Here is a 23,396-nt window from a genome sequence, read left to right as displayed (position 1 = left end):
GCTTTTTCGCCTATTTTTGCCTTGCATTGGCTGCCTCGCCTACGTTTTTCAACGGCCTGTTAGACGCGAAACGCCTGTACGGCGCTGTGCAACTGGCCACCCAGGTGCAGCAGGCGTTCACTCTCGCTGCGTCCGTTGGCGATCAGTCCGAGGTTGTCGTCGCCCAGTTGGTGGATGCGTTCGCCGTGTTCGCGAATCTCACTGACCGCATCGCTCTGCTGGGCAGTGGCCTCGGCGATGCGCCCGGCCATGCTGGCGATGGTGCGGATGGCGCTGACGATCTCGTCCAGCGCACCATCGGCCGCTTCGGCCTTGCCCGCGGTCGCTTCGGCGTGTTCGACCTGGGCACGCATGGCCTGTACCGACTGATGCGCGGCTTGTTGCAAGCGGCCGATGACATCCTGGATTTCCGCGGTGGCGCTGCCGGTGCGCTGTGACAGTGAGCGCACCTCGTCGGCGACCACGGCGAAACCGCGGCCGGCCTCGCCGGCGCGCGCGGCCTCGATGGCGGCGTTGAGGGCGAGCAGGTTGGTCTGTTCGGCAATGCCGCGAATCACCGTGAGCACGCTGCCGATGGTGGCAGTCTCGTCGGCCAGGCGCTCGATGGCCTGGGCGTTGCCCTGCACCTCGGTGACCAGGGCATACAGCCCTTCCAGGCTCTGGCCGATGACCTGTTGGCCCTGGACCAAGGCGCGGTCGGCGTCGCGGCTGGCGTCGGCGGTCTGGCTGGCATCCTCGGCGACCTGGCCGATGGTTGCTTCCAGCTCGCCCAGCGCATCACGGATCAATGCCGTATCGCCGGCCTGGCGTTCGGCGCCAGCGTGCAGGCCTCCCGTGAGGTCGGCCAGCGTGTGGCTGGAGTCGGCAACCTGTTCGGCGTGATGGCGGATGCTGGCGACCAGCTCCACCAGGTAGCGGCGCAGGTGGTTGAGCGAATCCTCGATGTCACGCAATTCGCGGGTGCGCGAATCGATCGTGATCGTCATGGCGAAGTCGCCGCTGGCCCAGCGCGACAGGGCAGGAACCAGATGGCCCAGCACCTGCGACAGGCGGCGCTGGATGCGGTCGATGAGCAGGGCGATCAGCAGGATCAGGCCGATCATCAGGCCCTGGAGCAGGCGTACTTCACCCTGGATGCGGTCATATTCGTTCTGCACCAGCGGCTCCAGTGCCGCCAGTGCCTGCTGCACCTGGGTCACGCGTTCGGTGGTGGTTACGGCCAGTTGCTGGCGTTGCTCGACCAGCTCACGGGTGCGCTGCAGTTCACCGGGGTAGCGACGTACCAGGGCATTCAACTCACGCTTCAGCTCGATGCCACGGTCCTGCGCCTGTTGCTCCTGCTGTGCCTCATCCAGATCTAGCAGCGCGGCGAAACCGACGCTGGCAGAGCTATCGGCCTGCTGTACGCCGAGTAGCGGCAACTTATCCAGAGCCTCTGCCAGCTGAGCAAGAGCCTTGAGTTCGCGTTCGACATCGCCGAGTAGCTCACTACGACCCTGGCCGATGAAGCGCTCGCGGGCGTGGGCCAGCCTCAGCAGGCGCGAACCGGCTTCCTGCAGTGGTTTGCGGTAGTCACCGGCGGCGGGGCTGCTGGCATCTGCGACGTACTGGCTCAGTTGTTCCAGCGTGGCGAGCATCTCGCGTTCGGCCTGCAGCAGCAGCCCTTGTGGGTCGCCGGCCAGTTTGCCGGCCGCCAGCAGCTGATTGGCGCTGAAGTCGCGCAGTTGCTCGAGGCTTGGGCGCAGTTCGACGATCAGTTGCGGCGGGAGTTGCGCGAGGTCTTGCTCGAAGGTGTCGATGGCCTGGGTCGCGGTGCTGTGCTGCACGGTATTGCCGCTGGCCAGGTAGGCCAGGATGTTATCGGCCACCTGGCTCTGGAACTGCTGGGACAGCGTCAGGTAGCGCGCCATCAGTTGCATGGGCTGTTGCAAGGCGCGCTGCGACCACCAGAGTGTGGCCGCCAGCGCGACGCAGACAGTGACCAGCAGCGCTGTATTGAGGTTGGTGAGCAGCTTGAGGCGCATGGCGGGCTCGATCGACGACTGGACGATGGTCGCGAGCTTATTGCGGTTTGGTTGCTGTTTTATGACGGCGCAAGGGTAAGTGCAATCAGATTGCTATCAGTACAGCTCGACCCGATTACGCCCGCCATGCTTGGCCTTGTACAGCGCTTCGTCGGCGCGCTTGGACAGGGCATTGCCATCCAGGCCTGGTTGCAGCATGGCAATGCCGCAACTGAAGGTGCAGGACAGATCCTGCGGCTGGGCCGGGTAGTGGATTTCGGCGAAGCGCTGGCGAATTTCCTCCAGTACCTTGAGCGCCGATTGTTCATCGGTGTCGGGCAGTACCACGGCGAATTCCTCGCCGCCATAACGGCCGATATGGTCGGTCTTGCGCAGGCGTTGCTTGAGAAACAGCGCCAGGCTCTTGATCACCCGGTCGCCCATGGGGTGGCCATAAGTGTCGTTGACCTTCTTGAAGTGGTCGATGTCGAGCATGGCGAAGGCCAGCGGCTGCTCTTCGCGGCGTGCTCGGTAGCAGGCGTCGTCGAGCAGTTGCAGGGTATGGGTGTGGTTGTACAGGCCGGTGAGGCTGTCACGCACCATGCGCGCCTTGAGGTTGCGCGCACGTGCCGCGCGGTTGCGTACGGTGGCGATCAGGTGGCGTGGCTTGATCGGCTTGGTGAGGAAGTCGTCGCCGCCCTCGCTCATGGCATCGAGCTGCTTGTCGAGGTCGTCCTCGGCCGACAGATAGATGATCGGCACGCTGACGTAGCGGTCGTTATGGCGGATCACCTTGGCCAGTTCGGTGCCGTTGCACTCGGGCATGTACATGTCGAGGATGATCAGATCCGGCTGGAACTCGGCCAGCGCATCCATCGCCAGGATAGGCTCGGTAAGGGTGTGGGTGAGGATGCCGGCACTGTTGAGTACGCGCTCGGTGTGCGTCGCCTGGGCTTTGGAGTCGTCGACGATCAGCACCTTGTACGGGTCGTATTGCGAGACGTGAGTCAGCACTTCGATGCGTTCGAGCAGGCTCGATGCATCCAGCGAGCCGGTGAAAAACTCCTGGCCGCCGGCGCGTACGGCGGCCAGGCGTGTCGGGGTGTCGGTGTCGCAGTGGCTGAAGAACAGCAGCGGAATCTTCTGCTCCAGGCCTTCCTGCACCGAGCCTGCTAGCTCCAGGCCGGCGCCGGCGAAGTCGACGTCCATGACGATGGCGGCGGGGTGGCGTTCGGTGATGGCGGCTCGGAAAGCACGTTCATCGCTCAGTGCCTGCGCGGCCAGGCCGAAGAACTCCAGTTGCTGGGCCAGGCGCTCGGCGCGTTGGGCGTCCTGCAGGGCGAGATACACCGGTTTGCGCAGCGGTGGCAGGAAGGTTTGCTCGAAGGCATCGCTGTGGCGCAGGCCGGTACGTGAAAGGCGTTGCATGGCCTGATTGAGGCGAGCGATCAGCGTACTGTTGAGACGGCCGCGATTTTCCACGACCTCATCGAGGCTGGTGCCAATGCTTTGCGCCAGTTGCGCGTGCTCGATCTGCTCGAAGCGCTCGGCGTAACGCAGCAGGCGCAGGTTGGCCTCGGTCAGCTCGGCCATGCCGGCATCGTTCCATTCGCTGCGCTGCAGGCGCTGCCAGACTTCCAGCACCTGGCGCGCCTGGTGAATCACGCGCTGGGCGAAGTGATGCTTGAGGCGATCGCGACTGGGATCTGGGTGCTCGGTCATGGGCCGACTTCTATAGGTGGTTAAGTCAGTGGTGGCTTGATGCTATCAGCTGCTGGAGGCGCTGACATTGCCGTCGATCAATTGGCGTCGGTATTTCTGTCGAATAAGCGACAGAAATGTAGTTTTCTCTTACCAGCGGTAAGTTTGCCCCTCTGCCCTGCGTTTTGCTGTGGGCTTGCCTTATAGTGCGTAGCAGGTCGCAACCCGTTGGTCGGGTTGTGGTCGAACACTCGAATTCGCTTGAAAAGGACACTGCCATGCTGGATTGGAAGAATCGTGCGACGAACTCGCCAGACGGCGCCGCCAAGACCTCAGGGGGCGGTCGCAGTGGCGGCAGCCTGATTGCCCGAGCTCTGGGCGGCCTGATCGGTGTCTATCTGCTGATCGCGCTGGTGGTCGGCTGGTACTGGAGTCAGGAACCGTCTGCCTTCCAGGTCCAGCAGCATGCGCAGAATTCGGCGCAGCAGGCGCAACGGCAGATGGTCACCGGTTACACCTCGGTGGAAACCCTCAAGCAGGTCGCCAGCACGCTGCTCGACAAGCCTGGTGGTTACATTTCCAACGACCTGGCGCCGCCCGGCCTGTGGCTGGACAACATGCCGAGCTGGGAATACGGCGTGCTGGTGCAGGTACGCGATTTCTCGCGTGCGCTGCGCAAGGACTTCGCCCGTTCGCAGTCGCAGTCCACCGAGGACCCGGACCTGGCCAAGGCTGAGCCGCGTTTTCACTTCGACAACAAGAGCTGGGCGCTGCCGGCGTCCGAGTCCGAGTATCGCGAGGGCATCAAGTCGCTGGATCGCTACCTCGCTCGTCTGGCCGACCCGGCGCAGAGAAACGCGCAGTTCTATGCGCGTGCCGACAACCTCAACAACTGGCTGGGTGATGCCGGCACACGTCTTGGCTCGCTGTCGCAGCGCCTGTCCGCCAGCGTGGGTCAGGTGCGCCTGAGCGAGAAACTGCAGGTGGGCAGCGATGCCGAAGAGTCTGGGGTGATTGGTGAAGGCGGCGTTTACGAGACGCCCTGGCTGCAGATCGATAACGTGTTCTACGAGGCTCGCGGCCAGGCCTGGGCGCTGGCTCATCTGCTACGCGCCATCGAGGTGGACTTCGCCGACGTGCTGGCGAAAAAGAACGCCACCGTCAGCGTGCGCCAGATCATTCGTGAGCTGGAGGCCGCGCAGGCCACCCTGTGGAGCCCGATGATCCTCAACGGCAGCGGTTACGGTGTTCTGGCCAACCACTCGTTGGTGATGGCCAACTACATCTCGCGCGCCAATGCGGGTCTGATCGATCTGCGTCAGTTGCTGAGCCAGGGTTGATGGTCGCCATTTCGGCAGCGGAGGCTGCGCATCGTGCTGCCTCCGACCGCGAGCAGGTGGCCTGGGTTGACGAGCGTGATCGGCTACTGGGTGGCGTTTCCCGGGCCGAAATGCGCGAGCGCCGGCTGATCGGGCGCGGCACATACATTCTTCTATTCAATACGGCCGGTCTGCTGTGTGTGCATCGGCGCACCCTGAGCAAGGCGCTATATCCCGGTTACTGGGACGTGGCGGCCGGCGGCATGGTGCTCGAAGGCGAGGACTACCGCCTTTCGGCCGAGCGAGAGTTGGCCGAGGAACTGGGCATCGTCGATGCCGACCTGGTCGAGCATGCGCACTTTCTCTATGACGCTCCGGAAAGTCGCCTGTGGTGCATGACCTATTCGGCGGTATCCGATGCGCCGCTGGTGTTGCAGCCGGAAGAAGTACTGGAAGCGCGCTTTATCAGCGTCGAGCAGGCGCTGGAAGAAACCCGTCGTCTGCCCTATTGCCCCGATTCGCTGGCGGCGCTGGAGCGCTACATAAAAAGGCCATAAACAGGCCGCTTGCGGCTAGCTGATGTCCCTCTCCCATTTATGGGAGAGGGTGCCCGAAGGGCGGGAGAGGGTGTTTGTGTCGGCACTTGTATTTCGTCGAGCTTGGCTCGTAGGGTGCGCCTTCACCTCGAGCAGGGGGCCTTGGTACACACAGCGCACCCTACGGCGTCGCGGAATCCGAGCGCGCCGTGCGCGATGGCGAACGGCGTCGCCAAAGTGCCGCACAATGACGCAAATTTGGTCTTAGCAAGTCTGGCCTTTGCCGTTACACTGCGCGGCCTTTTCGGCGGACGTCTGTCCGCTTGCGCTGCCCCTGGCAGAAGGGCTTCGCCTATCCTGACCCCTACGAGGACAAGCCGGTGGTCAAGAAAGCCTCTTCATTTGCCGCCCTGAGCGGTCTCGTCTATTCCACCGATGGCGGTCGCCATTGCCCGGATTGCAACCAGGCGGTGGATGCCTGCATCTGCAAACAGACACGCATTCTCGATGGCGACGGTATTGCCCGTGTGCGCCGTGAGACCAAGGGCCGTGGCGGCAAGACCGTCACCACCGTCAGCGGCGTGCCGCTGGCCGAGGAGCCGCTCAAGGAGCTGGCCAGCGCCTTGAAGAAACGCTGCGGCACCGGCGGCGCACTCAAGGACGGGGTGATCGAGATTCAGGGTGATCACGTCGATCTGTTGTTGGCCGAGCTGAGCAAGCGCGGGTTTACCGCGAAGAAGTCCGGCGGCTGAAGCGCCCTTTTCTAAACTTCGATGACGCTCGTACAGTCAACCGCCGAGCAAACGTCATCTTGCTTCCTTAATTTTTAAACTGGCCGCCAGTAAGGTCAGGCTTTTCTCATGGGAGAACCCGATGTCCGCACGACGCACCCGCAAAGACGACGGCAGCCAATGGACCGTAGCCGATAGCCGCAGTGTCTACGGCATTCGCCACTGGGGCGCCGGCTATTTCTCGATCAACGACGCCGGGCGTATCGAGGTGCGTCCCAACGGCCCGGACAGCCAACCCATCGATCTCTATCAGCAGGTCGACGAACTGCGTCAGAGCGGCCTGTCCCTGCCGCTACTGGTGCGCTTCCCGGACATTCTGCAGGACCGCGTGCGCCGCCTGACCGGTGCCTTCGACGCCAGCATCGAGCGCCTGGAATACCAGAACCGCTACACCGCGCTGTACCCGATCAAGGTCAACCAGCAGGAGGCGGTGATCGAGAACATCATCGCCACGCAGAACGTCTCCATCGGCCTCGAAGCCGGCTCCAAGCCCGAGCTGCTGGCCGTGCTGGCGCTGGCGCCGAAGGGCGGCACCATCGTCTGCAACGGTTACAAGGACCGCGAGTTCATCCGCCTGGCGCTGATGGGGCAGAAGCTCGGCCACAACGTGTTCATCGTCATCGAGAAAGAGTCGGAAGTCGCCCTGGTGATCGAGGAGGCCGCTGACCTCAAGGTCGCGCCGCAGATCGGCCTGCGCGTGCGCCTGTCCTCGCTGGCATCCTCCAAGTGGGCCGACACCGGTGGCGAGAAGTCCAAGTTCGGTCTGTCCGCCGCGCAGATTCTCTCGGTGGTCGAGCGCTTCCGCGCTGCCGGGCTGGATCAGGGCATCCGCCTGCTGCACTTTCACATGGGCTCGCAGATCGCCAACATCGCTGACTACCGCAAGGGCTTCCGCGAGGCCATCCGTTACTACGGTGAGCTGCGCGCCATGGGCCTGCCGGTCGATCACATCGACGTCGGCGGCGGTCTCGGTGTGGACTACGACGGTACCCATTCGCGCAATGCCAGCTCGATCAACTACGACATGCAGGACTACGCCGATGCCGTGGTCGACATGCTCAAGGAGTTCTGCGATCGCCAGGAAATCCCCCATCCGCACATCTTCTCCGAGAGCGGCCGGGCGATGACCGCGCACCATGCCGTGCTGCTGGTGCAGGTCACCGACGTCGAGCGCCACAACGACAAGGTGCCGGAGATCGACGCCAGCGTCGAGCAGCCGGAAGTGTTGCAGGTGCTGATCGAGCTCTTGGAAGACAGCGACCCGGAAATGGTCGCCGAGACCTACTGGCGCGCCACCCACTACATCGAGGAGGTGGCCGCGCAGTATTCGGCCGGCAAGCTCAGCCTGGCGCAGAAGGCGCTGGCCGAGCAGTGCTACTTCGCCATCTGCCGTCGCTTGCACAACCAGCTCAAGGCGCGTCAGCGCTCGCACCGCGCGGTGCTCGACGAGCTCAACGACAAGCTGGCCGACAAGTACATCTGCAACTTCTCGGTATTCCAGAGCCTGCCGGACACCTGGGCCATCGGCCAGATTCTGCCGATCCTGCCGCTGTCACGTCTGGACGAAGAGCCGCTGCGCCGCGCCGTGCTGCAGGACCTGACCTGCGACTCCGACGGCAAGATTCGCCAGTACGTCGACGAGCAGTCGATCGAGACCAGCCTGCCAGTGCACGAGATTCGCGAGGGTGAGGACTATGTGCTGGGCATTTTCCTGGTCGGCGCCTACCAGGAAATCCTTGGCGACATGCACAACCTGTTCGGCGATACCGACTCGGTGAACATCTACCAGGGCGCCGATGGCAGCGTGGTGCATGCCGGCATCGAGACCCACGACACCATCGAGGACATGCTGCGCTACGTGCACCTGTCGCCGGAAGAGCTGATGACCCACTACCGCGACAAGGTGGCCAGCGCCAAGATCAGCGCCCGTGAACGTACGCAGTTCCTCGATGCCTTGCGTCTGGGACTGACCCGCTCGTCCTACCTGGCGTCGTAAACCGCCTGCGGCAACTCCGGTAGCCCGTATGCAATCCGGGGATGGTGCAACGTCGGACATCGTTCCCGGATTGCATACGGGCTACGCTGCTGCTCTGTGGGCGGCACTTTCGCGGCGATGCTTTGTGTCTCTCGGTTCAGCCAATGACGCCATGACCGCGCGCCATCAGCGTCGCCAGCAGCGGGATCACCAGCAACAGCAGCAGCTCGATGCGAATGCTCCAGGTCACCAGACGTACCTGCCGAGCGCTGGGCGCGGGCACCTGCCTGTCTTCAGGGTTTTGCGCCATTTGATGAACACCACCGTGGGCACGATCGACAGCAAGCCGACCAGGATGAACAGCCCTAACTTCGCATGGAACAGGCTGTTGCCCATGTAGTAGGCGGCGCCCTTGCCGAACCACAGCACGCGGGCGACACCGGTGGCCAGCACCAGGCCGGCACAGATGCCGTAGACCAGGTCGGTGATCATCAGGCTGCGCGCGCGGGCAAGGTCAAGCGGCGCCTTGAACAGTACATGCTCGACGCTAAGCAGGGCGAACAGGGCGAAGATCGCCAGAAAATGCAGATAGGCGACGAGTGCTGCGGCCATGGGAGCTCCTTGCGGCAGACGGGCTGAAGGCGGATTAGCGGCCGGCTCGGGCGAACCACAGGTCGCGCCGCGACAGCTGCCAAGCATAGCCAGCCAGTACCAGGCTGCGCAGCCCCATGAAGGCCAGAAATGCCAACCACAACCCGTGATTGCCCAGGCCTTGCAGCCACCAGGCCAGTGGCAGTGCCAAAGCCAGGGCGATGAGCATGGCGTCGCGCATCTCGCGGGCCCGGGTGGCGCCGATGAACAGGCCGTCGAGCAGGTAGCTCCACACAGCCAGCAGCGGCAGCAGGGCCAGGTAGGGCAGGAAGGTCAGCGCCAGTTCGCGGACTTCGGCGATATCGGTCAGCAGGCCGACGAACCAGTGCCCGCCAAACAGGAAGAACAGCGCGAAGCCGGCGCTGGCCAGCAGCGACCAGGTGCCGGCCACCAGCAGCGAGCGGCGCAGCGCAGCGCGATCACGCGCGCCCAGGGCATGACCGCAGAGTGCTTCGACGGCATGCGCCAGGCCGTCGAGGGCGTAGGCGGTCAGGGTCAGACCATTGAGCAGCAGGGCATTGGCCGCCACCGTGGCATCGCCCAGGCGCGTGCCTTTCACGGTGATCAGAAAGAACACCAGTTGCAGTGCCAGGGTGCGGATGAAGATATCGCGGTTGACTGCCAGCAGTGGGCGCCAGTTGCTCCAGCGTTTCAGCGCGCTGCTGTCTAGGCGGCCGGGATAGCGTGCCAGCGCGCCACGGGCCAGCCACAGGCCGAGCAGGGCGCCGCTCCATTCGGCGATCACCGAAGCCCAGGCCGCGCCGGCCACGCCCCATTCCAGGCCGAGCACGAACAGCAGATCCAGCGATACGTTGATCAGGTTGGCGGTGAGCAGAATGGCCAGCGGGCCACGGGCGCTTTGCGTGCCCAGCAGCCAGCCGATCAGCGCATAGGTCGCCAGGCTGGCGGGCAGGCCGAACAGGCGAATCTGGAAATACTGGCGCGCCAACTGATCCAGCTCGGCGGAGGGTTGCATCAGGCTCAGTGCGGCACTGCTGAATGGCAGGGCCAGCAGACCCAGGAGCAGGGCCATGAACACGCCCAGACCGAGCCCCTGCACCAGCACCTGGCGCAACGCGCGGCCATCCTCGCGCCCTGCAGCCTGAGCGGCGAAACCGGTGCTGCCCATGCGCAGAAAGCCCATGGCCCAGGTCAGCAGGGTATACAGGCTGCTGCCGACTGCCACCGCAGCGAGCTGGTGGGCATGTGGCAGATGGCCGACCACGGCGGTGTCGACCAAGGCCACCATGGGCACCGAGAGGTTGGAGAGAATCATCGGTGCCGCCAGCGCCCAGACCTTGCGCTGGGTCGGGGTGTGGCGCCAGGCATCGAGCAGAGCGGACATGGACGGCTCCAGAAAAACGCCGATTATAGGCGCCCTGCGGAGTGTGCGCAGCTTGGCGGATTTCGTCGCCTTGCCTCGTCGGCGCATTGGCCGCTCGGCTATAGTGATGGCCTTCGCGCCCCTACTCTCCGGAGCCCGCAATGCCGAACAAAGGACTGCTTCTGGCCATGCTGCTGAGCCTGCTCAGCGCCTGTGATTCCTCCCAGCCCCCTGCCACGGTGACCCCTGGCGCCCCTGCTGTGCAGCAGCCACAGGCACCGAAGCCTGCGGTCGACCGCGAGGCTCTGGCCAAGCGCTACGCCGGGCGCGAGCTGGAGGTGATCGACGTTTCCGAGGTGCAGCTCGATGGCGCCAGTGCGCTGTCGGTGACCTTCTCCATCCCGCTGGATCCCGACCAGCCCTTCGCCGAGCGTCTGCACCTGGTCGACAGCACCGCTGGCAAGGTCGACGGCGCCTGGGAGCTGACCGACAACCTCAGCGAGTTGCGCCTGCGCCACCTGGAGCCGCAGCGCAAACTGGTGCTGACCATCGATGCCGGCCTGACGTCGGTCAATGGCGGCAAGCTCGCCAAAGAGCATGTCAGCCGTTTCGAAACCCGCGACCTGCAGGCCAGCGTCGGTTTCGCCAGCCGCGGTTCGCTGCTGCCGACCCGTCTGGCCGAAGGCCTGCCGGTGATCGCGCTGAACGTCGACAAGGTCAATGTCGAGTTCTTCCGCATCAAGCCCGAGGCGCTGCCGCGCTTCCTGTCGCGCTGGGGCCGGGCCAGCAACCTGGATACCTGGGAAGCCCGCGAACTGCTGCCGATGGCCGATCTGGTCTACGGCGGGCGCTTCGACCTCAACCCTGCGCGCAATACCCGTGAAACCCTGCTGCTGCCCATCGCCGGCCTGGACCCGTTCAAGCAGCCGGGCGTGTACCTGGCGGTGATGCGTGAGGCTGGCAGCTATAGCTACTCGCAGCCAGCGACGCTGTTTTCCCTGAGTGATATCGGCCTGTCCGCGCATCGCTATCGCGACCGTCTCGACGTGTTCACCCAGGCGCTGGAAGGTGGCAAGGCGCAGTCCGGCGTGCAGCTCGAACTGCTCGATGGCGACGGCGCGCTGCTGGCTGAGGGCAAGACCGATTCGGCCGGCCATGCGCAACTTCCGCTGCCAGCCAAGGCCCAGGTGCTACTGGCCAAGCAGGACGAGCAGACCAGCCTACTGCGCCTGAACACGCCGGCGCTGGACCTGGCCGAGTTCGATATCACTGGCCCGAAAGCGCACGGCCTGCAGTTTTTCGTGTTCGGCCCGCGCGACTTGTATCGCCCCGGCGAGACCGTGCTACTCAATGGCCTGCTGCGTGATGCCGATGGTAGCCCGGTCAAGGCGCAGCCGGTCAGTGTCGAGGTGCGCCGTCCGGACGAGCAGATCAGCCGCAAGTTCGTCTGGAATGCCGGCGATGACGGCCTTTATCAGTATCAGCTGCCGCTCGCCGAAGAGGCCCCGACCGGCCGCTGGCAGCTGTTGCTCGACCTGGGTGACGGCAACCCGCAGCTCTACGAATTCCTCGTCGAGGACTTCCTGCCCGAGCGTATGGCCCTGGAGCTCAAGGGCCAGGACCAGCCCTACGCGCCGGGCGACAGCGCCGAGTTCGCGGTGACCGGACGCTACCTCTATGGTGCGCCGGCCGCTGGCAATCGTCTGACCGGGCAGCTCTATGTGCGTCCGCTGCGTGAAGCGGTGACGAGCCTGCCGGGCTATCAGTTCGGCGATATCACCGAGGCCGATCTGAGCCTGGACCAGGAGCTCGACGAGGTCAATCTCGACGACCAGGGCCGCGCCATGCTGCGCCCGGAAAACCGCTGGAGCGACGCCAAGTCGCCGCTGCGTTTGATCCTCCAGGCCAGCCTGCAGGAGTCCGGTGGCCGTCCGATTACCCGCCGCATCATTCAGCCGGTATGGCCCGCCGAGCGTCTGCCGGGTGTGCGCGGGCTGTTCGACGGCGAGGAGGTCGATGCCGACAGCCTGGCCGAATTCGAGATCCTGGTGGCCGACGCCGCTGGCAACAAGCTGGCCGCCGACAACCTCAACGTGCGTCTGGTGCGTGAGCGCCGCGACTACTTCTGGAGTTTCTCCGACGGCGAAGGCTGGCGTCACAACTACAACGAGAAGTTCCTTACCCTCAGCGACGAGCCGCTCAAGGTCGCCGCGGGCGACACCGCCAAGGTCAGCTTCCCGGTGGAGTGGGGCCCGTACCGGGTCGAGGTGGTGGACAACCAGACCGGCCTGGTCAGCAGCCTGCGCTTCTGGGCCGGCTACCGCTGGCAGGACAATGTCGACGGTGGTGCGGTGCGTCCCGACCAAGTCAAGCTGGCGCTGGACAAGCCTGCCTACGCCGCGGGCGACGTGGCCAAGATCACCGTCACCCCGCCGGCTGCCGGCAACGGCTACCTGCTGGTCGAGTCCAGCGACGGTCCGCTGTGGTGGCAGGAGATCAGCGTGCCGGCCGAAGGTCAGACCTTCGAACTGCCCATCGACGAAAAATGGGCGCGTCACGACCTCTACCTCAGTGCTCTGGTGATTCGCCCTGGCGAGCGCAAGGCGCAAGTCACGCCGAAACGCGCGGTCGGCCTGCTGCACCTGCCGCTGGAACGTGCCCCGCGCAAGCTGGCGCTGAGTCTGGAAGCGCCGGAAAAGATGCGTCCCAAGCAGCCGCTGAAGGTCAAGGTCAGTGCACGTAACGCCGACGGCAGCATCCCCGACAAGGTGCATGTGCTGGTCGCCGCGGTGGACGTGGGCATCCTCAACATCACCAGCTACGCCACGCCCGATCCTTTCGCCAACTTCTTCGGGCGCAAGGCCTATGGCGCTGACCAGCTGGATATCTACGGTCAGCTGATCGAAGCGCAGGGGCGTGTTGCCAGCCTGGCCTTCGGTGGTGACGCCGGCCTTGCAGCCGGCGGCAAGCGCCCGGATACCAGCGTGCTGATCGTCGCGCTGCAGAGCGATGCACTGCAGCTCGACGACAAAGGGGAAGGCGAAGTCAGCCTGGATATCCCCGACTTCAATGGCGAACTGCGGCTGATGGCGCAGGCTTGGAGTGACGAGCGCTTCGGCATGGCCGAGGCCAAGACGGTGGTTGCCGCGCCGCTGATCGCCGAGCTGTCGATGCCGCGCTTCCTCGCCGGTGGTGACGAAACCACCTTGGCGCTGGACCTGACCAACCTGTCCGGCAGCGAGCAGAAGCTCGATGTGCAGCTGGATGTGGAAGGCCAGCTACGCCTGCTTGGCAAGGGTGAAGCGCCGATCAGCCTGAAGGATGGCGAGCGCACCACTCTGCGCATTCCGGTACGCGCCGAGGGCGGTCTGGGCCAGGGCCGCATCCATGTCGAGGTACAGGGCCTGGCGCTGCCGAACGAGACCCTGGGCGACTTCAGCCGCGAGTGGACACTGGGTATTCGCCCGGCGTATCCGGCGCAGTTGCAACACTTCCGCGCGGTACTGGGGGAGGGCGAGCCGTGGAGCATGCCGGCGGGCACCCTCAATCAGTTCGAACCTGCCGGGCTGGAGGCGGTGTTGGCGCTGTCGAGCCGCCCGCCGCTTAACCTCGGCGAGCAGATTCGTGCGCTCAAGGCTTACCCCTACGGTTGCCTGGAGCAGACCACCAGTGGCCTGTACCCGTCGCTCTACGCCGATGCCGCGAGTCTCAAGCGCCTCGGCCTGGAAGGCGAGCCGGACGAGCAGCGACGCAAAAGCATCGAGCTGGGCATCGAGCGTCTGCTTGGTATGCAGCGGCATAGCGGCGGCTTCGGCCTGTGGAGTGCCGAGAGCGAAGAGGAATACTGGCTCACCGCCTACGTCACCGATTTCCTTCTGCGTGCTCGCGAGCAGGGCTTCGGCGTACCGCCGGAAGCACTGAAGAAGGCCAGTGATCGCCTGCTGCGCTACCTGCAGCAGAGCAGCCTGATCGAGGCCAGCTACAGCCAGGACTTCGCCCACACCCGCTTCGCCGTGCAGGCTTACGCCGGCTACGTGCTGGCACGCAGCCAACAGGCGCCGCTGGGTGCGCTGCGCAGCCTGTTCGACCGCCGCAGCGATGCGCGCTCCGGCCTGCCGCTGGTGCAACTGGCGGCGGCGCTGAAGCTGATGGGCGATGCGCCGCGTGCCGAGCAGGCGTTGAATCAGGGCTTGATCCAGCAGCGCGATGGCGAGCGCTGGATGGCCGATTACGGCAGTCCGCTGCGTGACCAGGCGCTGATCCTCGCCCTGCTGGAGGAGCACGACCTGGCGGCCGGTCAGCGCGAGCAGCGTCTGTTCAATCTGGCCGATGAACTGGCCGGCCAGCGCTGGCTGTCGACCCAGGAGCGCAATTCGCTGTTCCTCGCCGGTCGCGGCATTCTCGGCAAGCCGGAGCAGACCTGGAGCGCTGCGCTTACCAGCGGCACTTTCCAGTTCGAGCTGAGCAACCAGCAGCCCGGTATCAAGCTGGAGCGTGGCGAACTGGCCGAACCGCTGAGCGTGAGCAATGCCGGCAGCACCAAGCTGTATCAGCAGCTGACCCTGTCCGGTTATCCGAGCCAGGCGCCGCGCGCCGGTGGCGAGAACCTCAGCATCGAGCGCGAATACCTTGGCATGGACGGCCGTCCGCTCGATCTGCAGCGCCTGGACAGCGGCGAGCTGGTGCTGGTGCACCTGGCTGTGCGGGCCAAGCAACGTGTACCGGATGCGCTGGTCGTCGACCTGCTGCCGGCTGGCCTGGAGCTGGAGAACCAGAATCTGGCGCAGAGCGCGGCGAGCCTCGATGACGCCGGCAGCAACGTCAAGGAATGGCGTCAGTCGATGCAGAACGCGCGGATCAAGCACCAGGAATATCGTGGCGACCGCTACGTGGCAGCGGTGGACGTGGAGGGTTACGGCACTATCCATCTGCTCTATCTGGCCCGTGCGGTGACGCCTGGCAGCTATCGGGTACCGCCACCGCAGGTGGAGTCCATGTACCGGCCGAGCTGGCAGGCGCTGGGTAGTGCGCCGGATAGTCTGGTGGTGAGGGGGCGCTAAAAGCGACCCTCTCCCCAACCCTCTCCCATGAATGGGAGAGGGGGCCGATCGTGAACAGCTTCGGTCGCGCGTCGAACTTCTCCCCTCTCCCGCTTGCGGGAGAGGGGCTGGGGGAGAGGGCAAAAAAGGTTCAAGGAGGAACCATGACACTACTCGACAACGCCAAGCGCCTTCGTCATGAGATGACCGATGCCGAGCAACGGCTCTGGTATTACCTGCGTGCTCACCGCTTCCTAGGCCTGAAGTTCAAACGGCAGAAACCCATTGGCCCCTATATCGTCGATTTCATCTGCACTGAACGTTGGCTCGTCATCGAGCTGGACGGTGGGCAGCATCAGCTGCAGACGGAATACGATCAACAACGTGAGCGTTATCTGGAGACTCGAGGCTATCGTGTGCTGCGTTTCTGGAATCATCAGGTACTGGCTAAAACGGAGGCTGTACTTGAACAGATTCGTCTTGAAATCGGCGAGCAAGATGGCCTATGAGCGTCGCCGCGAGTCTTGGCATAACGTTGATCCGCTCCCCTCTCCCATTTATGGGAGAGGGGTTGGGGGAGAGGGTTTTGCATGCCCCGCCTAACTTGCCGTTGGCTGCTGATCCTCCTGCTCCCCCTGGCCTTGCTCTGGCTAGCCGACCGCCTGTTCCCGCTGCCCCTGCCCGAGGACGATCTGGCGCGCGTGGTGCTGGCCGAGGACGGTACGCCGCTGTGGCGTTTTGCCGACCACGACGGTGTATGGCGTTATCCGGTGACGCCGGACGCAGTTTCACCCTATTACCTCGAAGCCCTGCTGACCTACGAGGACCGCTGGTTCCGCCAGCACCCCGGCATCAACCCGCTGGCGCTGGGCCGTGCGGCCTGGCAGAACCTCACTGGCGGGCGCGTGGTGTCCGGCGGCAGTACGCTGTCGATGCAGGTGGCGCGGCTGCTCGATCCGCACGGGCGCAATCTGCCGGGCAAGCTCAAGCAGCTGTGGCGCACGGCGCAGCTGGAGTGGCACCTGTCCAAGGATGAAATCCTCACCCTGTATCTGAATCGCGCGCCCTTCGGCGGCCCCCTGGAGGGTGTCGCGGCGGCGAGCTGGAGTTACCTGGGCAAACCTCCAAGCCAACTGACCCGTGCCGATGCCGCGTTGCTTGCGGTTCTGCCGCAGGCGCCCAGCCGCTTGCGCCCGGACCGTCATCCCGAGCGCGCCCAGGCCGCACGTGACAAGGTGCTGCGGCGCCTGGGCGAATTTAAGGTATGGCCGCAGGCGCAGGTGAATGAAGCGCTGGAAGAGCCGGTGTTTCTCGCGCCGCGCCGTGAGCCGAGCCTGGCGCCCTTGCTGGCGCGGCGGTTGAACCGCGCCGGCAGTCCGCCGCTGATTCGCACCACGCTGGATGCCGGTTTGCAGCTGCGCCTGGAGGATCTGCTGCTGGGCTGGCGCGCGCGCCTGCCCGAGCGCACCTCGGCAGCGATCCTGGTGGTGGAGCACGAAAGCATGGCCGTGCGCGCCTACCTCGGTTCGGTGGATATCGCTGACACCTCGCGCTTCGGCCATGTCGACATGGTCCGCGCCCTGCGCTCGCCCGGTTCGACGCTCAAGCCCTTCCTCTACGGCATGGCCCTGGATGCTGGCTTGATCCATTCCGAATCGCTGCTGCAGGACGTGCCGCGGCATTACGGCGACTACCGCCCCGGCAACTTCGCCGCCGGCTTCATCGGCCCGGTGTCGGCCAGCGAAGCGCTGGCCACCTCGCTCAACCTGCCCGCCGTGCAGTTGCTCGAAGCCTACGGGCCGAAACGCTTTGCCGGCGAGCTGCGCAGCGCGGGATTGCCGATCCGTCTGCCGGCACTGGCCGAGCCGAACCTGGCGCTGATCCTCGGTGGCGGCGGTTCGCGGCTGGAATCGCTGGTGGCCGGTTACAGCGCCTTCGCGCGCGGTGGTATGGCGGCCAAGCCGCGTCTGCAACCAGGCGATGAATTGCGCGAGCGGCGTCTGCTGTCGCCCGGTTCGGCCTGGATCATCCGCCGTATTCTCAGCGGTCAGGCACGTCCTGATCGTGACCCGCGCGCCTACCTGGCGCAGCGCCCGACCCTGGCCTGGAAGACCGGCACCAGCTACGGCTTTCGCGATGCCTGGGCTATCGGCGTTGGCCCGCGTCATCTGATCGGTATCTGGATCGGCCGCCCGGACGGCACCCCGGTGCCGGGCCAGTTCGGTCTGGCCTCGGCCGCGCCGCTGTTGCTGCAAGTGCATGATCTGCTGGTCAATCGCGACAGTCAGCGCGGCATCGCTGCCCCGGCCGACCGGCAGCCGGCCGAGGTCGGCGTGGCCGCCATCTGCTGGCCCCTGGGGCAGCCGATGAGCAAGGACGATCCCAACTGTCGGCGCCTGCGCTTCGCCTGGACGCTGGAAGGCACCACGCCCCCCACGTTGCTGGCAGCCGATCAGCCATTGGGTAGTGGTCTGCGCGAGCGTTATTGGCTCAATGCCGATGGGCGTCGCGTTGGCCCAGGTTGTGCCGGGGCCGAGGCGCGTGAACTGGCCTTGTGGCCGGCGCCATTGGAACCCTGGCTGCCACGCCGTGAGCAGCGCACGGCACGTTTACCGAGCGTCGATCCGAGTTGCCCGCCACCGCGCAGCAGCCAGGTGGCGCCGCTGTCCATCGTCGGCGTGCGCGATGGTGATCGTCTGCGTCGCCCGCAAGGCAATCATGAGCCACTGCGGCTCAGCCTTTCGGCGCTGGGGGGAAGTGGCCGGCGCTGGTGGTTCCTCGATGGCCGACCGCTGGGTGACACTGCGCTGGGTGCGCCCTTCAACCATGCCTTCGACAGCGGCAGGCATCAACTGAGCGTACTCGACGAGGGTGGCCAGACCGCTCGTCTGGAATTCAGCATCGGGCCGTGACGCGACGCGCTGGCGGTGTGCGGGCGCCGACCGCTCTGGCCTGAGCCCTGAAAATAATGCCGCCTGTAGTGAATGAAGCCTGGTCGTGAGCCGCCGATATGAAATCTGACGGTAACCGATTTGCAATTTGTGTACATTTTTGTATCCAGTTTCTCGTTGGGCTCAAAATAACAACCGGGAGAAGCCTCCATGCGCCTCTGGCAACGCAGTATTCAGTGGCAGTTGGCCCTCGCGTTTGGCTCGGTAGAGCGCACCGTCGACGCGCTTGAAGAAGGCATCGGCGTCGCCGTCATGACTGCTGCTGAAACAGCCGACGCCCAGGCTGGTGGTCAGTTCCAGGCGCTGGCCGGCCAGCAGCAGGCCTTCCGTTGCCAGTTCCTGGCGAAAGTGCTCGGCCAGATCACACGCCTGGGCCAGGGTGGTGCCCGGCAGCAGTACGCCGAACGCCTCGCCACCCAGGCGCAGCAGTGAGTCGCCATCACGGCGAAACACCTTGCGCATGCGTTCGGCGAAGGCGCTCAGGCAGGCATCGCCACCGGCGTGGCCGTGTTCGTCGTTGACCTTCTTGAAGAAGTCGATATCCATCAGCACCAGTGACAGCGGCTCGCCCTGGCGTACCGCATTGGCCACCTGGCTGGGGAGCAGGTTGTTGAACTGATAGCGGTTGCCCAGTTGGGTCAGGCTGTCGGTGCGGCTGGGCAGATCGAGCTGACTCTGCTGCTCCAGCAGCTTCAGCTTCAGCTCCAGATCGAGAGTGGCGCGGTATTCAAGGTGATTGCGCCCCAGCACCAGAATCAGATAGCCGAGGTAGAAGGTCAGGGTGATCAGCATCGCATGCTTCTGCTGCCAATTCAGCGCCATCACCGCCAGGCCCGGCAGATAGAGCAGGGCCAGTGCCAGCAGGGCCAGTGCCAGCAGGGCGCGGCCACGGCGCATGGCGAAGTTGAAGGTCATTGCCGTGGCGAAGGCCACCGTGGCCAGGGTGGCGATCATTTCCGAGTCATTGTAGGCGTCGCTGTATACCGCCAGCGCATGGGCCTGGCCCCAGCACAACGAAGTCAGGAGGATCAGACCCCAGTGACGATCCAGCCAGCACTGCAACTGTTCAGGGCTGTCGAGGCCATCGGGGCGGTGCAGCAGGCGCGCAGCCAGGAGTACGACGAATACCGTACAGCCCAGCACGCCGCTGACCATCAGGCTGCCCGGTGCCGCACTGAATACCCAGGTCAGCAGCCAGGCGAGGGCGTAGAAGAAACCTCCCAGGCGCGTGCGGATGCGGGTGTCATCCACTTCACGCCACAGGGCGAAGGTATTGGGTTGGCGCGGTACTTCGGCGTCGGTCATTTCTTTTGGCCTGCCACCGCTGGCGGCCACCTCCGGGCCGTCGCAGGCGACGTCAGAACCTTCTCCAGGAGGTTTGTGATCACAGAAACTGCTTTCCAGAGCATAGCGCCTTTTCGTGAACGCGAGGATGTCGATTTGCCAGTACTTGCCGCCACCCGTCAGCCGCGCCGAATCATCCAGATACCGGCGATGATCAACAGCAGGCCTGCCAACTTGCTGAAGGTGATCGGCGATTCACGAAAGCCTGCCCAGCCGAAATGATCGAGGGTGATGGCCATGGCCAGTTGCCCGGCGATCACCAGCACCATGAACAGCAGCGCGCCCACGCGTGGCCCGGCGAAGGCAGCGGTGGCGATGAAGAAGGCACCGAGCAGGCCACCGCTCCAGTGCCACCAGGTCAGTTGCTTGAGTGCATCAAGCCCGGGCATCTCGCGCTGGCTCAGGGTCATCAGCAACAACGCCAGGCTGCCGACGGCGAAGGAGATCAGCGCCGCGGCGAAGACGCTGGACAGCTGGCGGGCGAGTTGGCCGTTGATGCCGGCCTGCAGTGGCAGCACAGCGCCGGCGAGAAAGGGCAGGGCCAGTAGCCAGCCACTGATGTGGTTCATGGGTAACTCCAGCGAGGAAGGGAGGATGGGGCGAGGCCTTACGGCAGGGCTTTTTCCAGTTGCACCAGTGCCACGCGGCTGCCATCTGGGGCACGGCGTTCGACGATGCCGACGGTCTGGTAGCCGAGACGGGTGTAGAGCAGCAGGCCGCCAGCGTTGGCGTTGAAACAGGACACCTTCATCAACGGCGCCTTGTAGCGCTCGCGGGCCATCTGTTCCATCACTTCCACCAGGTGTTGAGCCACGCCCTGGCTGCGCGCCCAGGGCGCCACCATCAGGTTGCCAAGGGCACAGAACTCGCTGTGTTGCCATTGGTAGAAGTTGGCGAAACCGGCGACTTTCCCATCCAGTTCCACCACGGTGCTTTCGCGCCGCTCGGCGATGGCGGCAGCGAGCTGGCCGACGTTGAGTGGCCAGATAGCCTTGGGGTAGCAGAAGAACAGTTCATCGACATTCTGCGGGAAGCCGACCACGTCACCGAGGTCGGTGGCCGTGGCCGGGCGGTGTTGCAGGTTTGCGTTCAAACAGGGCGGTCCTTGTTCAGCGCGGTGGATACTGCGAGAGCACCTGGGTGACGGTTTCACGGATCGCCCGCTCGCGCTCGATCGGTGTCGGTGGCTGGCTGCGCATGACCTGTTCACCGCTGCCGCGCCAGACCAGTTTGCCGTCTTTGCCGTCGTACAAGTCGATCTGCAGCGTCGCGACCTTGTAGTCCACACGGCGCGTTTCGGTGAAGGCCGGGCCGCCCCAGTAACCTCCCCAATAGCCGCCCCAGCCACCGCCGTACTGGGTGGTGATCTGATCCTGACGCTCGTCGACGATCAGCACGCTCTGGACTTTCAGGTCACCGTTGCCGTCGGCTGCCTGGCGCAGGCCGCGTTGGTCGAGCTGTTCGGCGACGGCCTGGCTGATTCGCGCTTCGGTGATATCGCTCTTCAGCCGTGCGTCGTCGGGTTGGTAGGCGAGCTTGTCGTCCATCCAGCTCCAGCTGCGGTAAGCGCCGAAGTCACGACTGGGATCGAAGTCGCGCTCCAGGCTGACGCTGGCGCAGCCGGTGAGAAGCAGCGCCGCGATCAGGTAGGACAGGTTACGCATGGTGCTCTCCAGGGTTGTCGATCAATACGGTGGGTAGCCGTTCAGCGCGCTGCGGATGGCCGCACGCATGGCGTCGGCCTGCTCCGCCTGGTCCTTGCCGGCCACCGCTTCGCCGCTGCCTGACCAGACCACCTGGCGGTCGCGTGGGTCGATCAGTTCGATGCGCACCACGGCCACTTTCTGTTCATAGGTGCGCACGATAGGGACGTTACCGTAGGCACCGTAGCGGCGGTCCCAGTGGCTGCCGGTGCCGTAGTAGCCACCGACATTGTCCTGATACTGGCGTAGTCGGGTTTCCTGGCTGATACGGGCGTTGACCAGCACGTCGCCGGGACCATTGAGTGCCGGACGCAGGCCGTACTGGTCGAGGCCGGCGCTGACGCTGTCGGCCAGCTGATCGCCGCCAGGCACACGGTCATCCAGCCAGCTCCAGCTGCGGTAGCGGCCGTAATCACGTGGCGCCGCTGGATAGGCGCTGCGATCGAAGGTCGTCGCTGAACCAGGCGGTGCCGGCGGCATCGGCAGTGATTCGGCCTGGTACGGGTTCTGGCTCTGGCAGGCGGCCAGCAGCGGCAGGATGAGTATGGCTATGGCGGTGCGCATGGTTGTCTCCGTGGTCGCGCGCGACATCCCCGATGGCTTTCAGGCTACGCCGGACTGTCGGCTTCGTCCAACACGTGCGCCGCGACTTCAGCGTGGTCGGCAGATCCAGTGCAGGTAGCGGCCGAGCCCCTCGAAGCTGGGGTGGCGGCGGTGCGCCAGTTCCATTTCCAGCAGGTCGATCAGCTTGGCCTTGGCCTGGAATTGCTGCGGCATGTAATCGTGGAAAACGCGTACGCCGCTACGGCTTTCGACCTGCCAGTCGGCGGCGAGTTGCGTGGCCAGCTCGCGCGGGTCGACCGGTTGCTGTGGCGTCAGGCTCTGTTTCTCGCCGGCGAAGTGTTCCTTGCGCAGTTTGCGGAAATGCCCCTTGAGCAGGTTGCGGTAGATCAGCGCGTCCTTGTTGTAGAAGGCCAGCGACAACCAACCGTTCTTGGCCGTCAGCTGGTGCAGCACCGGCAGGATGGCCGCCGGCTCGGCCAGCCACTCCAGCACGGCGTGGCACAGCACCAGATCGAAGGGCTCCTGCAACTGGCCGAGCAGATCCTGCCAGGGTGCCTGGAGGAAAGTGGCATTCTGGCCTGCCTCGGCGAAGCGCTGGCGAGCACCTTCGAGCATGGGTTCGGCTGGCTCGGCCAGGGTGATCTGATGGCCACGTTGGGCCAGCCATAGGCTCATGTGGCCCAGGCCGGCGCCGACATCCAGCACGCGCAGTGGGCGATCCGGCAGCGCCTCGGCCAGGTCGGCCTGCAGCACGGCGAGGCGGATGGCACCCTTGGCGCCGCCGTAAATCTTCTCGGCGAAACGGGTGGCGAGCTCATCGAAGTGGCGATCACTCATTTGAGGAAGCGCCGTTCGTTGTCGGCGAGCTTGTCGAGCACCGCCTGGTTCATGTCGAGGCCCAGCTCGCTGCACAGTTGCAGCAGGTAGAGCACCACGTCGGCCACTTCCTGCCCGGCATGGGCGAGCTGCTCTGGGGGCAACTGGCGCGACTGCTCCTCGCTCAGCCACTGGAAGATTTCCACCAGCTCGGCCATTTCCACGCTGGCGGCCATGACCAGGTTCTTCGGGCTTTGGTAACGGCGCCAGTCGTTGTGATCGCGAATGGCGTGCATGCGGGCGGTAAGTTCAGCGAGGTTCATGATGCGGCTCCGTTCGAGCCGCATAGCTTCGGCTCGAACGGAGGCGACCGCAAGTCGTTGGCGGGAAGACGTCGGCAGAGCAGCGACTTTTGTGGGAGCGAGCTTTGCTCGCGAAGCTTTTCCGCTGGCCAGATTCGCGAGCAGAGCTCGCTCCTACGCACACGCATAGCCGTAGCCCAATGAGATGGACTCCTCCCTCCTACGGCGTCATTGCGCCAGACTGTAGGTTACGAAACAAACAATCCCGGAGGGGGAGCCCGCATGAAACTTAAACGCATAGGCGTGGATTTGGCAAAGCAGGTTTTTCAAGTTCATGGTGTCGACAGCCATGAGCAGGTCAAATGCCGCAAGCAACT

The 23,396-nt window shown here is 64.8% G+C and carries 18 protein-coding genes and 1 pseudogene; 8 read left to right on the top strand and 11 right to left on the bottom strand.

All coding sequences use genetic code 11. The features are described from left to right. Positions 1-59 precede the first annotated feature (59 nt). Positions 60-2,024, bottom strand: coding sequence for a methyl-accepting chemotaxis protein (locus DBO86_RS19070; RefSeq protein ID WP_108234547.1), 1,965 nt, complete (start codon positions 2,022-2,024; stop codon positions 60-62). A 96-nt stretch (positions 2,025-2,120) separates the two neighbouring features. Then, positions 2,121-3,725, bottom strand: a complete 1,605-nt coding sequence (locus DBO86_RS19065) for a response regulator (protein ID WP_074856137.1) — start codon at positions 3,723-3,725, stop codon at positions 2,121-2,123. A gap of 257 nt (positions 3,726-3,982) precedes the next feature. On the opposite strand from DBO86_RS19065, the gene DBO86_RS19060 reads away from it, so the two are divergent. The 4 genes from DBO86_RS19060 (at position 3,983) to speA (ending at position 8,346) form a co-directional block, all read left to right on the top strand. Next, positions 3,983-5,044 carry a DUF2333 family protein gene (locus DBO86_RS19060; RefSeq protein ID WP_108234546.1) on the top strand — a complete coding sequence of 354 codons (1,062 nt, stop codon included), beginning with the start codon at positions 3,983-3,985 and terminating at the stop codon, positions 5,042-5,044. After that, entirely contained in the window at positions 5,044-5,580 is a 537-nt protein-coding gene (locus DBO86_RS19055) for an NUDIX hydrolase (RefSeq protein ID WP_108234545.1), read from the top strand. The genes DBO86_RS19060 and DBO86_RS19055 overlap by 1 nt, the downstream gene beginning before the upstream one ends. A 359-nt stretch (positions 5,581-5,939) precedes the next feature. Next, the gene (locus tag DBO86_RS19050; RefSeq protein WP_074856211.1) at positions 5,940-6,311 is read left to right on the top strand and encodes a translation initiation factor Sui1; all 372 of its coding nucleotides are present in this window, start codon (positions 5,940-5,942) and stop codon (positions 6,309-6,311) included. Positions 6,312-6,432: 121 nt separating this feature from the next. Further along, positions 6,433-8,346 carry an arginine decarboxylase gene (gene speA / locus DBO86_RS19045; protein WP_074856131.1) on the top strand — a complete coding sequence of 638 codons (1,914 nt, stop codon included), beginning with the start codon at positions 6,433-6,435 and terminating at the stop codon, positions 8,344-8,346. A 136-nt stretch (positions 8,347-8,482) separates the two neighbouring features. On the opposite strand, the pseudogene DBO86_RS19040 reads toward speA, so the two are convergent. Together DBO86_RS19040 and DBO86_RS19035 are read right to left on the bottom strand one after the other, a co-directional pair. Further along, positions 8,483-8,937, bottom strand: a pseudogene (locus DBO86_RS19040) (DUF2214 family protein). 34 nt (positions 8,938-8,971) lie between these two features. Then, the gene (locus DBO86_RS19035; RefSeq protein WP_108234544.1) at positions 8,972-10,321 is read right to left on the bottom strand and encodes an MATE family efflux transporter; all 1,350 of its coding nucleotides are present in this window, start codon (positions 10,319-10,321) and stop codon (positions 8,972-8,974) included. 140 nt (positions 10,322-10,461) lie between these two features. Here DBO86_RS19035 and DBO86_RS19030 point away from each other — a divergent pair, with 140 nt between their 5' ends. The 3 genes from DBO86_RS19030 to pbpC all read left to right on the top strand — a co-directional run bounded on the left by DBO86_RS19030 (position 10,462) and on the right by pbpC (position 18,251). Continuing rightward, positions 10,462-15,360 carry an alpha-2-macroglobulin family protein gene (locus DBO86_RS19030; RefSeq protein WP_108234543.1) on the top strand — a complete coding sequence of 1,633 codons (4,899 nt, stop codon included), beginning with the start codon at positions 10,462-10,464 and terminating at the stop codon, positions 15,358-15,360. 143 nt (positions 15,361-15,503) lie between these two features. Further along, positions 15,504-15,848, top strand: coding sequence for an endonuclease domain-containing protein (locus DBO86_RS19025; RefSeq protein WP_108234542.1), 345 nt, complete (start codon positions 15,504-15,506; stop codon positions 15,846-15,848). Positions 15,849-15,929: 81 nt separating this feature from the next. Continuing rightward, positions 15,930-18,251, top strand: a complete 2,322-nt coding sequence (gene pbpC / locus DBO86_RS19020; protein ID WP_108234541.1) for a peptidoglycan glycosyltransferase PbpC — start codon at positions 15,930-15,932, stop codon at positions 18,249-18,251. Between the two features lie 162 nt (positions 18,252-18,413). On the opposite strand, the gene DBO86_RS19015 is transcribed toward pbpC, so the two are convergent. The 7 genes from DBO86_RS19015 to DBO86_RS18985 form a co-directional block, all read right to left on the bottom strand. Then, entirely contained in the window at positions 18,414-19,595 is a 1,182-nt protein-coding gene (locus DBO86_RS19015) for a GGDEF domain-containing protein (protein WP_108234540.1), read from the bottom strand. A 158-nt stretch (positions 19,596-19,753) separates the two neighbouring features. Beyond that, positions 19,754-20,203: a DMT family transporter gene (locus tag DBO86_RS19010; protein ID WP_108234539.1), complete on the bottom strand. Its 450-nt coding sequence runs from the start codon at positions 20,201-20,203 to the stop codon at positions 19,754-19,756. Between the two features lie 38 nt (positions 20,204-20,241). After that, the gene (locus DBO86_RS19005) at positions 20,242-20,727 is read right to left on the bottom strand and encodes a GNAT family N-acetyltransferase (RefSeq protein ID WP_108234538.1); all 486 of its coding nucleotides are present in this window, start codon (positions 20,725-20,727) and stop codon (positions 20,242-20,244) included. A 16-nt stretch (positions 20,728-20,743) separates the two neighbouring features. Then, complete coding sequence (locus tag DBO86_RS19000) at positions 20,744-21,298, bottom strand: DUF4136 domain-containing protein (protein ID WP_108234537.1); 555 nt, start codon at positions 21,296-21,298, stop codon at positions 20,744-20,746. A 21-nt stretch (positions 21,299-21,319) separates the two neighbouring features. Further along, positions 21,320-21,901 carry a DUF4136 domain-containing protein gene (locus tag DBO86_RS18995; RefSeq protein WP_108234536.1) on the bottom strand — a complete coding sequence of 194 codons (582 nt, stop codon included), beginning with the start codon at positions 21,899-21,901 and terminating at the stop codon, positions 21,320-21,322. 87 nt (positions 21,902-21,988) lie between these two features. After that, positions 21,989-22,738, bottom strand: a complete 750-nt coding sequence (locus DBO86_RS18990) for a methyltransferase (protein ID WP_108234535.1) — start codon at positions 22,736-22,738, stop codon at positions 21,989-21,991. Then, entirely contained in the window at positions 22,735-23,040 is a 306-nt protein-coding gene (locus DBO86_RS18985; protein ID WP_021487959.1) for a nucleotide pyrophosphohydrolase, read from the bottom strand. Before DBO86_RS18985 ends, DBO86_RS18990 begins: the two co-directional genes overlap by 4 nt. 261 nt (positions 23,041-23,301) lie before the next feature. Between DBO86_RS18985 and DBO86_RS26845 the strand changes: the two genes are divergently transcribed. Further along, positions 23,302-23,396, top strand: a 95-nt coding sequence (locus DBO86_RS26845) for a hypothetical protein (RefSeq protein WP_244185501.1), incomplete at its 3' end; no start/stop codon positions are given.

The sequence above is a fragment of the Ectopseudomonas oleovorans genome, from assembly GCF_003052605.1.
In the GTDB taxonomy this organism is placed as follows: Bacteria; Pseudomonadota; Gammaproteobacteria; order Pseudomonadales; family Pseudomonadaceae; genus Aquipseudomonas; species Aquipseudomonas oleovorans_A.
Note: the sequence above shows the minus strand (reverse complement) of the source record. Positions and strands in the feature narration are given on the sequence as shown.

Bases quoted from the DNA above. Each gene is read 5' to 3' on its own strand.
- DBO86_RS19070 (WP_108234547.1), bottom strand. From the start codon at position 2,024: ATGCGCCTCAAGCTGCTCACCAACCTCAATACAGCGCTGCTGGTCACT.
- DBO86_RS19065 (WP_074856137.1), bottom strand. From the start codon at position 3,725: ATGACCGAGCACCCAGATCCCAGTCGCGATCGCCTCAAGCATCACTTC.
- DBO86_RS19060 (WP_108234546.1), top strand. From the start codon at position 3,983: ATGCTGGATTGGAAGAATCGTGCGACGAACTCGCCAGACGGCGCCGCC.
- DBO86_RS19055 (WP_108234545.1), top strand. From the start codon at position 5,044: ATGGTCGCCATTTCGGCAGCGGAGGCTGCGCATCGTGCTGCCTCCGAC.
- speA (WP_074856131.1), top strand. From the start codon at position 6,433: ATGTCCGCACGACGCACCCGCAAAGACGACGGCAGCCAATGGACCGTA.
- DBO86_RS19035 (WP_108234544.1), bottom strand. From the start codon at position 10,321: ATGTCCGCTCTGCTCGATGCCTGGCGCCACACCCCGACCCAGCGCAAG.
- DBO86_RS19030 (WP_108234543.1), top strand. From the start codon at position 10,462: ATGCCGAACAAAGGACTGCTTCTGGCCATGCTGCTGAGCCTGCTCAGC.
- DBO86_RS19025 (WP_108234542.1), top strand. From the start codon at position 15,504: ATGACACTACTCGACAACGCCAAGCGCCTTCGTCATGAGATGACCGAT.
- pbpC (WP_108234541.1), top strand. From the start codon at position 15,930: ATGCCCCGCCTAACTTGCCGTTGGCTGCTGATCCTCCTGCTCCCCCTG.
- DBO86_RS19015 (WP_108234540.1), bottom strand. From the start codon at position 19,595: ATGACCGACGCCGAAGTACCGCGCCAACCCAATACCTTCGCCCTGTGG.
- DBO86_RS19010 (WP_108234539.1), bottom strand. From the start codon at position 20,203: ATGAACCACATCAGTGGCTGGCTACTGGCCCTGCCCTTTCTCGCCGGC.
- DBO86_RS19000 (WP_108234537.1), bottom strand. From the start codon at position 21,298: ATGCGTAACCTGTCCTACCTGATCGCGGCGCTGCTTCTCACCGGCTGC.
- DBO86_RS18995 (WP_108234536.1), bottom strand. From the start codon at position 21,901: ATGCGCACCGCCATAGCCATACTCATCCTGCCGCTGCTGGCCGCCTGC.
- DBO86_RS18990 (WP_108234535.1), bottom strand. From the start codon at position 22,738: ATGAGTGATCGCCACTTCGATGAGCTCGCCACCCGTTTCGCCGAGAAG.
- DBO86_RS18985 (WP_021487959.1), bottom strand. From the start codon at position 23,040: ATGAACCTCGCTGAACTTACCGCCCGCATGCACGCCATTCGCGATCAC.